At 64.3% G+C, this 12941-nt stretch carries 9 protein-coding genes; all 9 read left to right on the forward strand.

The window, feature by feature from the left end; all coding sequences use genetic code 11:
- Window positions 1–25: 25 nt before the first annotated feature.
- Window positions 26–2560 carry a DUF2169 domain-containing protein gene (locus tag ACAX43_RS07055; RefSeq protein ID WP_370707678.1) on the forward strand — a complete coding sequence of 845 codons (2535 nt, stop codon included), beginning with the start codon at window positions 26–28 and terminating at the stop codon, window positions 2558–2560.
- On the forward strand, window positions 2557–3633 hold the full coding sequence (locus ACAX43_RS07060) for a pentapeptide repeat-containing protein (protein WP_370707679.1): 1077 nt from the start codon (window positions 2557–2559) through the stop codon (window positions 3631–3633). The genes ACAX43_RS07055 and ACAX43_RS07060 overlap by 4 nt, the downstream gene beginning before the upstream one ends.
- Window positions 3634–3725: 92 nt before the next feature.
- On the forward strand, window positions 3726–4319 hold the full coding sequence (locus tag ACAX43_RS07065; RefSeq protein ID WP_370707680.1) for a DUF3540 domain-containing protein: 594 nt from the start codon (window positions 3726–3728) through the stop codon (window positions 4317–4319).
- A 9-nt stretch (window positions 4320–4328) separates the two neighbouring features.
- Window positions 4329–4718 (forward strand): DUF4150 domain-containing protein, encoded by a 390-nt coding sequence (locus tag ACAX43_RS07070; RefSeq protein ID WP_370707681.1) that lies wholly within the window; start codon window positions 4329–4331, stop codon window positions 4716–4718.
- Between the two features lie 7 nt (window positions 4719–4725).
- On the forward strand, window positions 4726–5244 hold the full coding sequence (gene tssJ, locus ACAX43_RS07075) for a type VI secretion system lipoprotein TssJ (RefSeq protein WP_370707682.1): 519 nt from the start codon (window positions 4726–4728) through the stop codon (window positions 5242–5244).
- The gene (gene tssK / locus ACAX43_RS07080) at window positions 5244–6611 is read left to right on the forward strand and encodes a type VI secretion system baseplate subunit TssK (RefSeq protein ID WP_370707683.1); all 1368 of its coding nucleotides are present in this window, start codon (window positions 5244–5246) and stop codon (window positions 6609–6611) included. The genes tssJ and tssK overlap by 1 nt, the downstream gene beginning before the upstream one ends.
- A gap of 25 nt (window positions 6612–6636) precedes the next feature.
- Window positions 6637–7935, forward strand: coding sequence for a type VI secretion system protein TssL, long form (gene tssL / locus ACAX43_RS07085; RefSeq protein ID WP_370707684.1), 1299 nt, complete (start codon window positions 6637–6639; stop codon window positions 7933–7935).
- Window positions 7932–11510: a type VI secretion system membrane subunit TssM gene (gene tssM / locus ACAX43_RS07090; RefSeq protein WP_370707685.1), complete on the forward strand. Its 3579-nt coding sequence runs from the start codon at window positions 7932–7934 to the stop codon at window positions 11508–11510. The genes tssL and tssM overlap by 4 nt, the downstream gene beginning before the upstream one ends.
- Window positions 11507–12850, forward strand: a complete 1344-nt coding sequence (locus tag ACAX43_RS07095; protein WP_370707744.1) for an FHA domain-containing protein — start codon at window positions 11507–11509, stop codon at window positions 12848–12850. Before tssM ends, ACAX43_RS07095 begins: the two co-directional genes overlap by 4 nt.
- Window positions 12851–12941 lie beyond the last annotated feature (91 nt).

Here is a 12941-nt window from a genome sequence, read left to right on the forward strand (position 1 = left end):
CGCCGACACCACGCACGAAGCCAATATGAAAATCATCAAGCCAACCCCGCTCGGCATTCTGACGCGCGCCTACCGGTCGGGTGGCCGCGAGCATCTCGGCGTCGCCATCCCGATGATGGCGACGCTCGGCGATTCACCGCGACTGGTGGGCGAATCCGAACTGTGGAACACGGTCGGCGAAGAACTGATGGGCTACCCGCTCGATGCGGCGCTACCGAAGCCGCACGCCGAATTCCTCGTCTCGGCACGCGCCTACGGCAAGTATTGCGGACGTACCAACGTGAGCCATGTCGGCATCCGCTTCGCGGGTACGGACAAGCAGTTGCGTGTCTCGGGCGATCGCTACTGGGACGGCGACGCGGTCACCGCCGCCACGCCCTTCGACTCCCTGCCGCTTGACTGGCCGCTCGCCTACGGCGGCCCCAACTACGCGAACAATCCGCGGGGGCGGGGATTCGCCAACGTATCGGGCAATGACGAGGCGCCGCTCCCGCTGCCCAACATCGAATATGCGGCAGATCCGGTCAGCAGGCGCGAGCAACGTCCCGTCCCTGCCAGCTTCACACCGATCGCGCCGGCGTGGCCGCAACGCAGCGCGCTCTACGGGCAACTCGACCAGCAATGGCTCAAGGAAGATTCCCCCGGTTTTCCTCGCTCGATGGACACCCGCTATTTCAACGTTGCGCCGCTGGATCAGCAGTTTCCCGCGCAGACGACCCTGCCAGACGGCGCCCCCTATGAAATCACGCATATGCACCCCGAGCGCGGCGTGATAAGCGGTACGCTGCCGGCACTACGCGCGCGCTGCTTCGTGCAGCGTCAGCACGAAGACGCGTTGGACGAAATCCCGATGCGTCTGACCACGGCATGGTTCATCCCGCATCGCGAGCGGGTTTTGATGATTTTCCATGGCGTGGCCGACATCGAAGAATTCGATGCGCAAGACATCGCCTGTTTGCTGATCGGCGCGGAGCTGAGCACAGAGCCGCGATCTGCAGCGGACTACCGGCGCATCTTTGATCTGCGCATGGATAGCAAGCGCGGCGTGCTGCACGCGTTGCGCGATCGAGATCTGGTGCCGTCGTCGATGCTCGCGCAAGCGAACGGTGAGGATGAAGCCGCTGTCGCCCCGTCGCAGAGTACGTTGCAGGGCAATCTTCTGCGCCGCGCGCATCGGCAGGTCGAACAGGTCGCCGCGTCAGCGCAAGGCGCAGCCGCCAGGCTCGCGCTGGATGCCTTCGCCACAGCGGCCGCGTCGACACATCCGCCCAGACTCGAAGAATTGGCCGAGTTCGTGGAGCACCACGAAAGGCTAGCCGAAGAACGACGCGCCACACTCGAAACACTGCGTCAGCAAATCGAGGCAAAACATGGGGGGCAGAAGCCGCAAAGCCCTGCCCGACGCGGACCGCCCGCGCCCTCTCTCGCCGGTGCCTGCTCCGCGCGTGTCGAGCGCCCGGAACTGCGCGAATTGGCGCGTGCCGCCGACCAGAAGCTGCGCGACGCATACCGCCACGCCGTTCAGTACCAGGACGCCGCGCCGCGGCTCGATCCACCCACGGCGGCCGCCGCACGTCGGCGCGTCGCGGCCATGTATGCCAACGGCGAGTCGCTGGCAGGCCTCGATCTGACCGGCGCGGATCTGAGCGGGATGACGCTGCGCGGCGCGCAACTGACAGGCGTATTGCTGGAAAGCGCGAATCTGACTGGCACCGATTTCAGCCAGGCCACGCTGACGGGTGCGGTGCTGGCGCGCGCGACGCTGGTAAGCACACGCTTCGTGGGCGCGCAGTTGGCTCAAGCCAATCTGTCGCTCGCTACTTGCGAGGACACCGACTTCAGCGAAGCCACCCTCGACGGCTGCCTGTTCGAGCACACGCCATTTCTGCGCTGCCGGCTGCAGCGCGCGTCGATACAACGGGCTCAGTTCAGACATTGCCGTTTCGATACAGTCGATTTCAGCCAAGCCAGGCTGAGCGACCTGGTGTTCATCGAGCAGACATTCCACGATGTCAGGCTAGACAAGGCGCAAATCCGCAAACTGGCCTTCATTCAGTGCAGTCTCGAACGCGTGAGTTTTTCAGAGGCCGATATTGCCGGTTTCGGATTCGTCGAAACCCGCGCCAGCGGTCTCCATTTCGATCGCGCGAGCTTGCGTAAAGCCTGCTTCGTGAAAGACAGCGTGCTGGAGAATGCGGACTTCACCCAAGCGCGGCTTAACGAAGTCAACTTTCGGCAAGTGAGCGCGCAGCGCGCCGACTTCACCGGTGCACGAATCAGCCAGTGCGACTTTTCCGACGCCTGCTTGCACGCTGCGAATCTGCAAGCCGTGAAGCTCGACAACGGCTACCTGGTGCGCACGGATTTGAGCAGCGCCAATCTGGCATGCGCCGACCTGATTGGCGGTTATTTGAGGCGCGCGAATTTGCGAGGCACGAGCTTGCGTGCGGCCAATCTGTTCCGCGCCAATCTCGCGGAAACGTCGCTGGATCACGCCACGCAATTCGACGGCGCGTATCTGGAGCAAGCCGTTCTCTATCCGCTGGCGAGGTCGGCATGAGCCTCACGCGCGAACAACTCCAGCAGAAGATACACAACGGCGAAATCGTCGAACGGCAGGCGCTCGGGCCACTCGCGCTGGAGCAATGCGACCTGTCCGGTGCAATCTTCGAGAATGTCAGCTTCACCGGCACACGGCTCGGGCAGGCGCGGCTCAGCGAATGCGTGTTCAACGAGTGCATGTTCACCGACGTCGATCTGGTGGGTGCTGATCTCTCGAAGAGTACCTTTCTGAAAAGCGAGCTGCTTCACACCAGCTTCCACGAGAGCTTGCTCGACGACTGCCGGCTGCTTGAAACGCGTGCCCACGGTACGCGCTTTTCCAGCATACGTGCCACCCGGCTCGCTTTTCTGAAATCCGACCTCCGCGAATGCCGGTTCGATGCCGCGCATATCGAATTCGGTGTCTTCGATGAAACACCGCTGCCGGGCACCGATTTTTCGACGGCTGTGATTCACAAAAGCCTCTTCTATCGACTGGATTTGCGCGACGTGTGCCTCGCGCGGACGCAGTTCGACAGCGTCGTCTTCACCGAATCGAATCTGGCCGGTCAAGTGCTTCGCGGACAGACCTTGCATCGATGCCAGTTCATCGACACCGACCTGCGCCACGTCGACTTCACCTCCGCGAGCCTGCCACATTGCAACTTCCAGGGCGCCCTGCTCGAAGGGGCCGTGCTGGACGATGTCGACGCGCCGTTCGCCAATTTTTTCGGTGCGAATGTCAGCGGCGCGCAGTGTCGCGGCGGCCGCTTTCCCAACAGCATCTGGGTCGACGCCCTGGCCCGGAAGACGGATTTCACCGGTGCGAACCTATCTGGCGCGGTGTTCCAGCGCGCCGACGCGTGTCAATCACGTTTCGTGCGGGCCCACCTCGAAGATGCCGATCTGTCGTCCACCGAGTTGAGCGAAGCGGACTTCCACGAGGCCAGCTTCGAGCGAACCCGCGTTTGCCACAACCACGCGAATGGCGGCGCTGGCGATCCCGACTGGCAAGGGCGCGCCGGCGTGATCGGCGACGACGCAGCGCTACACGCCGCGCAATCCTGGTCCGCTAAGCGGGATGCCCGCTGACTGCCCACCTGAAACCCCGGAGCCCCATGAAATCAACCGTAGCCGAATTGAGAACGCCGACGCCCGCAACCGTCGGCGAAACCCCAGGCACCGTGCTCACCATCCTGCACGAGGGCCTCGTCCTGGTGGAATGCGACGGCGCGAGACTGCCATGCCGCCGCGCCTTTAGCTGCCTGATCGCGCCGGAGCCTGGCGACCGTGTACTGGTCAGCCATGCCGATCCCGAACGCGGTTACGTGCTGGCGATTCTCGAACGGTTTGCCACGGGCGATGCACACATTTGCATCGACGGCGAGCTGCTGCTCGAATCGACCCACGGCATCCAGATCCGGGGCGCCCAGCGCGTTCACCTGCACGGAGAAGGCGAACTTCAATTGCACGGCGGCGTGCTCCAACTTGCAGCCAACGAAGCCGAACTTATCGCCGACAAATCGTCGTTCCACTGCGGTGAACTGCAAGGACGATTCGGTGTGCTGCGGTTAATTGGGGAAACCCTGGAAAGTGTCGTCGAACGCGTGGTGCAAATCAGCAAGGCGAGCTTTCGCACGATCGAGGCCGTCGATCATCTGCGCGCGGCGCATATCGACTACGCCGCCGATGAGAGCGTCCGGCTGCATGGCAAGCATGCGCTGCTGAGCGCCGAACGCCTGTCGAAGATCGACGCCCAGCAAATTCATCTCGGCTAGGAGAACCTCATGGTCATGGTCAATTCGAGCGCCGCCGGCGCCAACGACGCCATCAGCGTCAACAAGACACCGCCGCTCGGCGTGCCCGTCGCGTACGACAACAACGCGCAGCGTCCGCAAGCGATTCCGAACGTCAGCAACATCCTGGTCGCTTGCGCGCCCGCCCACAATCTGGCAACCGTCATCCCCGTCACCAGCGGCGACGCGCCCGGCTCGATGGGCGGTGTCAGTTCAGGCACCGTCTGCTCGACCTCGCGCAACATCAACGGCGCCAATACCGTGCTGCTGCATGGCATGCCGACCACCCGCATGACCGATCCGACCCAGCAAAACGCAACCAATGCGCTAGGCACGGGCACCTCGCCGAGTCAGACGCACATCCTGAATCTGGCCGGGTGATTCACAGATGATCCTCGCACGATGGCGCGCTTTGCTGGTGTTGATTCCGGCGACCCTGTCGGCCGGCTGTGCGTCGACGCAAAAGACTGCGGAAACCTCTTGCGACCTTTACCTCCACGCCAGCTCGAAAGTGAATCCGGACAGCCGCGGACAGGCATCGCCGATTCTTGTCGGCATCTACGCGCTGAAATCGTCGGCCGGGTTCGAGGCGAGCGGCTTCACCGCTTTGCAGGATCGCGCCCGGACGACGTTGGGCGACGACCTTGTTTCCGTCGAGCAGGTGATCCTGCTGCCCGGCGAAACCAGGCTGATCCAGAAATCGGCCGACGCGGCAGTTCGGCAATTCGGCGTGGTCGCGGGCTATCGGGAGTTGAACAAGACCCTCTGGAAGACCACCTTCGTGCCGCCCAACGGCGAAGAACGCGGCTTCTTTTCGTTCTGGCCGTCCGCGCCGGAGCGCGTCGCCATACACATTGAACTAGGCGAAGGCGGCCTGGTAGTTAGAACCATGAATCGGACACATTGATGAAGCACCCCCATTTGCCGCTGAAAGATTCGGGCGCGTCCCGCAGCAAAGTCGTCTGGTCGGAGGGAATGTACCTGCGGCCACAGCATTTCCAGCAGTTCGAGCGCTACATCGAAGGCTATGTTCAGCAACGCAGCCTCGGATTGCAGGGGGCGTATTGGGGTTTCCTGAGCCTCGAGATCGATCTCAGTGCGCTCACGTTGGGCAAGGTAGCGTTGTCGATGGCGCAAGGCGTGTTCCCCGACGGGACGCCATTCCTGCTGACCGGACCTGACGAACTCCCCGCGCCGCTCGACATTCCCGCTCACGCGAAAGACGAACTTGTCGTGCTCGCGTTGCCCATCCGGCGAGCAGGCGGCGAAGACACGATCTTCGAAGAGCAGGTCGACTCGCTTGCCCGGTACAGCGCGTGTGCACGCGAGATCGCCGACAGCAACGCCGTCGGGCTGGGGCCCGCCACCGTGCAAATTGCCCGTGCGCGATTGAAGCTGGTGCTCGCGTCCGAACTCGGCAGCGAATGGCAGGCACTCGGTCTGCTGCGGGTCGTGGAGCGGCGCAACGATAACCATCTGGTGCTCGACAAGCACTACATCCCGCCCATGCTGATCGCCGGACAACATGCAGTGCTCGGCGATTACCTCAGCGAACTGCATGGCCTGCTTGAACAGCGCGGCGAGGTGCTGGCGCAGCGTCTATCTCGCCCAGGGCGGGGCGGCGTCGCCGAGGTCGGCGACTTCCTGCTGCTCGCGCTGGTCAATCGCGCGCAGGCCGATACGTTGCATGCCAAGGCGTTTGGCTATGTGCATCCCGAACAGCTGTTTCGTCAGTGGCTGCGGCTCGCCTTCGATCTATCGACTTACACGAGCAGCGAGCGCCGGCCGGAGACCCATCCCAGCTACCGGCACGACGACCTTCAAAGCAGTTTCTCGCCGTTGATGGCGGAACTGCGGCGTGCGTTGTCGACGGTACTCGAACAGAACGCCGTCGCGATCGAGTTGGAGGAGCGCGCGCATCGCGTGTGGGTCGCGCGGATTCCGAACCCCGACCTGCTGCGCAGTGCCGGTTTCGTGCTGGCGGTGCACGCCGATCTCCCCGCCGAAACGCTACGCACGCGCTATCCCGCGCAGGTCAAGATCGGACCTGCCGAGCGGCTGGCCGACCTCGTGAACCTCCATCTTCCCGGCATTGCGCTGCGCATCTTGCCGGTCGCGCCACGGCAGATTCCATATCACGCCGGCTGCCACTACTTCGAGCTGGATACCGGCGGCGAACTCTGGAAGCAACTGGACAAGTCCAGCGGCCTCGCCTTGCACGTCGCGGGCGATCTGCCGGGCCTGACGATGGCGTGTTGGGCCATTCGCGGCTAAGCCTATGCGGACACAACAGGAACGGATGGGCAGATCGCCAAACGATGCCACTGCGACGGCGGCCAGCAGGCCGCTGGGCGAAGAACCGTGGCCGGCCCTCGCCTCGAAGACGGCACAATCGGCATTGAAACCGCCAGCGCAGGCGGGCGCCGCCAATCCGCTCGTCGCCGCAGCGACCCCGCTGCTCGACGCGCTTGCGCAGATTCGCAGCAGCCCAACCTTGGCGCCGGCGCGGCTGCGCGAATATCTTGTCGATGAAATCAGGCGGTTTCAGGTGCGCGCGCAGGAGGCGGCTGTCGCGATCGAAACCATCGTCGGCGCGCGCTATTGCCTGTGCACGGCACTCGACGAAGCTACGGCGCTCGCGCCGTGGGCCGACGGCAGCGCATGGTCGACGCACAGCCTGCTCGTCGCGTTTCACAACGAAACCTGGGGCGGCGAAAAGTTCTTCCAGTTGCTCGCGCGCCTGTCGGGCAATCCTCGCGAACATCGCGACATCATCGAACTCCAGTACTTCTGTCTCATCCTGGGATTCCAGGGACGCTACCGCGTCGTTCAAAACGGCGCCGCCCAGCTTGAGACGCTCACGCGCCGGCTGCACAAGCTGCTCCATGAAACGGGCGGTGGCTATGCACAACCGTTGTCGCCCGATTGGCGCGCCGCCGACCGCACGCAAGCCCTCCGCACGCGCGCCTGGTTGCCGCCGTGGGCGTGGTTGCTGTTCGCGGGCCTGATCGGCTGCGCAAGTTTCATTGGTTTCCTGCTGGCATCCAACGCACAAGCCGATCGAACCTATGCGGCGATCAACGCGATCCATCTCCCCGAAAGCGAATTTCGCGCACCCGCCCCGCCGCCTGCGAATCTCGCCGAACTGCTCGAAGCGGACATGCGCGACGGCGCGCTTCTCGTGCGCGACGAAACCGATCGCAGCGTGATCGCGATTCGCGGCGACGGCCTGTTCGATTCGGGCTCGGCCGCCGCCAACAACGCCTATTTGCCCGTGCTCGCGCGTGTCGCCGGCGTCCTGAACCGGCTTCGCGGCGACGTGGTGATTACCGGCTATACGGATAACCAGCCAATCCGCGACCGGCGGTACGCATCGAACCTCGCGCTCTCGCAGGCTCGCGCCGCCGCAGTCCGGCAATGGCTGCTCGCGGCCGGCTTCGACAGAACCCGAACGCTCACCGCCGTGGGACGGGGTGACGAACAACCGGTGGATACCAATCAGACCGCGGCAGGTCGCGCTCACAACCGGCGAGTGGAAATCGTGCTGTTTCCCGCTGCGGCAAACAAACAGGACCTTTTGCAAGCGACAGACCGATGAATTCCTTAAAGCGTTTGTTTGGACTGTTGTGGTCCCGCGAGTCATGGCTGCTGCTGGGCGTGATAGTGATCGTCGCACTCATCTGGATGATCGGACCGTTGCTGTCGATCGGCGAAGTGCGGCCACTGGAAAGCGATCTGTCACGATACCTGCTGATCGCCCTTGTGCTGCTGGCCTGGTGCGTGCGGTTTGCCTGGCGTGCACGAAGGAACACGGACAGTTCGGGCATGCGCGCACTTCTGCGCCAGCGCCGGGCGAATCAGCGTGAGCGCGCCAATTCTCACGATAGTAGCGAAGCGTTGCTGGAACTGCGCGCCCGCTTTCGCGACGCGCTGCATCTGTTGCGTCACGCGAGCGTGCCCACAGGCAAACTCGCGGCGTGGCTGGACAGGCTCACCGGCCAGTACGTGTACCGGCTGCCTTGGTATCTCGTAGTGGGCAGCGCCGGTTCGGGTAAGACCGCGGCACTGGCCAACAGTGGACTGGAACTGTCGATGGCCGAGCAAGCCGCGCGCGCGGCGAGCGGCCGCCTCGAACCGACGCCCCACTGCGACTGGTGGTTCAGCAACCAGGCCGTGCTCGTCGATACGCCCGGCCACTATCTGGAAGCGGCCGACGCCGACGCTCGGCGCGGCGCGGAATGGGGCGAGCTGCTTGCGCTGCTGCGCAAACACCGGCCGCGCCAGCCGCTCAACGGCGCGTTGCTGATGGTCGGCATCGACGAACTGCTCGCGATGAGCGAGTCTGAACGCGCAGCGTACGCCACGCGGCTGCGCAAGCCCTTGCAATTGATGCAGGCCAAGTTCGACGTTCGTGTGCCGGTCTATCTGTGCTTCACCAAGATGGACCGCATCTGCGGCTTCAGTGAATACTTTTCCGGCCTGAACCGGGACGGCCGCGCGCAGGTGTGGGGCACGACGTTCGCAGCCCATGACACGGCCGGCTTTGCCTCCGGCGGCGCATTCGACCGGTTGGCGCAGCGGCTGAACGAAGCCCTGCGGGATGTGCTGATCACCGACCCCGATCTGGACAGCCGCGCGCTCGCTCATCTGTTTCCACAGCAGTTCGCCAGCCTTAAAGAGCCCTTGGACGACTTCTGCGTGGCGCTGTTTCGCCCGTCGCGCCTTGAAACCAACCTGGTGGCGCGCGGCCTCTACTTCAGCAGCGCACTGCAGGGCGGGCCGACCATCGACCGTGTGCTGACGCCGATCCGGCAGCAACTGGGCATTGAGGCTGCGGCGCCGGCACGCGTCACGCCCAAACAAAGTCAGGGCTACTTTCTCAAACAGCTGCTGCAGGACGCTGTGTTCGCCGACGCCGGATTTGCCGGCGTGAGCCGCGCGTTGCAACGGCGCCGCCTGTTTGCACACGCCGCAGTGGCGGCATTGACCGGCGGCGTTCTGCTTGCGCTGCTCACCGGCTGGACGATCAGCTACCTGAACAACCGTGCCTATCTCGACGAAGTCAACACGCATGTGGCCGCCTTCAACCAGGGGGCCAACCGGTCCATCGTATCGAGCCCCGACGCCGTGACGCCGCTTTCACCCATGCTCGATGCCCTGCGAAGCCTGCCGCGCAGCGAGCACGTCGATGTCGACGCGCCGCCCACCTGGCGATACGGCATGGGCTTGTATCAGGGCAAGCGTATCAGCGACGCGGGCGAGGCGGTCTATCGCCGCGCACTCGACGAAAAGCTGTTGCCGCAGGCGGCCGCGCGTATCGAAACGATACTCGCCAATGCGCCGGTCAACGATCTCGAGTATTCGTACGATGCGTTGAAAGCCTATCTGATGCTCCACGACGCAAGTCGATACGATGCCGGCTTTCTCGCGGCATGGCTGATCCTCGATAGCGAGCGGACGCTGCCGTCGAACACGACGCAGGACGAACGCACCCGACTCGAAGCGCACATCGCCAATCTGTTCGAGTCGCGCACGGTCGCTTCGCCGTTTGCGCTCAATGCGCCGCTCGTGAACAGCGTGCGCGAACGGCTCGGACACGATTCCCAGGCGCTGCGCGCCTATCACCTGCTGCGCCGTGAACTGTTGCGCACGATGCAAGGCGCACCGGTCACCGTCGCGAGTGCCGGCGGTCCTCAGGCCGCACTCGTCTTCAAACGCAGAAGCGGCAGGCCGCTTACGGACGGCATCAGCAGCCTGTACACCCGCAACGGCTACTGGAACACATTCGACAAGCGCGTCGCCGGCGCCGCTGCAAAACTGAAGGCTGAAGACCCGTGGGTGCTCGGCATCCCTCCAACCAGCACGATCGACACCGCGCGTCTTGCCCTGGAAGTCAAACGCGCGTACTTCAACGACTACATCGAGGTCTGGGACAGCTACCTCAACGACCTGGCCGTGATGGACAGCACCTCGATCTCACAGAGCATGCAGATCGCGCGCACGCTTTCGGCGCCCGACTCGCCGCTGAAGCAATTTCTGCTGGTCGCCGCCAACGAAACGAATCTGCTGCGCGCCGGCGCGCCCGACCAACCCACGCGAGGCAAACTGCAAAAGCGCATCGGCGAAGCGAGACAATCGCTCGCGGCGTTGTTCGGTACCGTGGCGTCGGACTCGCCCACGCCCGCCGGCGACGACAAGCCCGAAACCGTGGTCGACGATCATTTCGAACCGCTGCGGCGTCTGGTGACCTCACCTGCAGGCGCCGCAGGGGCGCCGCTCGACAGCAACCTGCGGGTAATCGACGAGTTGTACCGCTATCTGACGTCCGCGAGCGCTGCGTTGAGCAGTGGCAACGCGCCGCCGCAAACGGACGTCTTCAACGCACTGCAAGCGGACGCGGGGCGTCTGCCCATGCCCTTGCGCAAGATGTTCGACGAACTCTCGCAGACCGGCGCGGGACAGGTCGGCGGCGCCGCGCGGGCCAACATCGCACAGGACGCGCAAGGCGGCATCGGCCGTGTGTGCCGGCACATGATCGCCGGGCGCTACCCGTTCGAGCGCGGCTCGCCCCGCGACGTCGCACTGGACGACTTTTCGAAGCTGTTCGCTTCCGGCGGCTTGATAGACAGCTTCTTCCAGAAAAATCTGGCCTCGCAGATCGACGTCGGCAATAGCCGTTGGTCCTTCAGGGGCGACGGGGGCGGCAGTACGCCGGTCAATGCGCGCCTCGCCGGCTCGTTTCAAAACGCCGATACGATCCGCACCGTGTTCTTCGCCGGCAACGCCACAGCGCCGTCGCTGCAAATCGAGTTGACACCGCTCGAACTGGACCCCGGCATCACGCAATACGTGCTGGATATCGATGGCCAGACGATCCGCTATGCGCACGGCCCGCAGGTTCCGGCGACGGTGAAGTGGCCCAACCCGGGCGGCGCCAACCTGGTCAGCTTGCAGGTCAGTACGCCGAACGGCAACGACAGCCTGCAAACCCACGGACCTTGGGCGTTGCACCGCTTGCTCGACAAGGCGCGCATCACGCCGGGCGCAGCGCCCGAGAGCTTTGTCGCCACGTTCGACGTCAACGGGCGGAAGCTGGCACTGCGCGTCACCGCGAGCAGCAGCTATAACCCGTTTCAATTGGCGCAAATGAACACATTTTCGTGTCCGTCATGACCGCCGCTTGCTACCAGGAGCCTCCCTTCGTGCCCCCCTCCAGCCTCACATTGACCATCATCGCCTGTCACGGCAAAGCGCTCGCGCGTGGCGCGAGCGCCACCTTCAACGCAGCCGGCGGCACGATCGGTCGCGATGCCGACAACACGCTAGTGCTGCCCGACGACGACGGCATGGTGGCGCGGCGCCATGCCGTCGTACGATCGCTCGCTGACGGATGGCAACTGCTGAACACAAGCGAGCAGGCTGCGCTTGCCCTCAACGGGAAGATCCTGGCACCGGGCGCGCAGACCAGCTTGCAGGCGGGCGATATCGTCAACATCGGCGCTTATGTCTTGCAGACTGCGGCGGGCGCTTCGCTGTTGTTGCAGGATTCGCTGCCGCAGGGGGAATCCGCCGCGGAGGCTCGCACGTCTGGGGCGTCGCTTGAGGCGTCGCTTAAGCCGTCATTTGGGTTGCCATCTTCCACCGCCGCGGGTGCCGATCCGCTGCCAAATCCGCTGCGCACAAAGGCATTGCCTGTCGGCCATCCCACCGATCCACTGAACGACCCAGGCCCCTCATCCACCTGCTTGCATGACCTTCTCGAAACACCGCTCGATCCGCTTGCGCTGTTCGGTGCCCCTGATCGAGCCATGTCCAGCTCGGGCTGGGATGGCGCGAGCTGGAACGAAACGGCCGCAGCCGGGTTATTCGCCGATCTGGTGCCGGCACCCGCTCACGACGGGTTCAAGACGCCGCGTCCGGATAGCCTGCCCGGCCATGCCATCCGCGATGACGGGCCGGAATTCGGCGGCCATCTGCGTTTGAGGATCGCAGTGCCGACGGATAAACCCGAGACGCCCGAGTCACTGGGCCCTCTCACGTCACCGGGGCCACTGAAGCCTTTGGACACCCTGGAGCCTCCTGCCCCGCCGCCGCGCACGGTTCCTGAGCATTCGGCAATCGAGGCGGCGGCCTCGCCCGTTCTGGAGTCTTCCTCGCCACACGATTACCCAAACGGGCAAGCGGACTACCGGGACGCCTTTGGCGAAACGAACCGCGCGCTCGCGTGCGTCGTGCGGACGCCCGTACCGGACTACAGCGGAAAACTTCAGAGGAAAACCGCCCTGCAAAACGATGGGCCGATCAAGCTACGGGAGCCCTTCGCACCGCCCATCTCTCCCGCGTCGCCGTTCACGCCACGAGTAGAACCCTCAGCGCTGCATGCCGCGCTGGTCCAGCGCTTTCTCGAAGGCGCCGGCGTGACACCAGATGCCGTCAACGAGGCCGGTTTGACGCCGGCATTGATGTACACGCTCGGCACGTTGGTCCGCGCTCTAAAAGGGCAAGTCACGTAAATCGAGGCGGCGTCCGGACCCCTCCGTGCGGCAGTTCAACTGCCGCGCGCAATACCGCCCGCGGCATAACGGCGCGTGCGGTTTCGGTCCC

The sequence above is a fragment of the Paraburkholderia sp. IW21 genome, assembly GCF_041321145.1.
GTDB lineage: Bacteria > Pseudomonadota > Gammaproteobacteria > Burkholderiales > Burkholderiaceae > Paraburkholderia.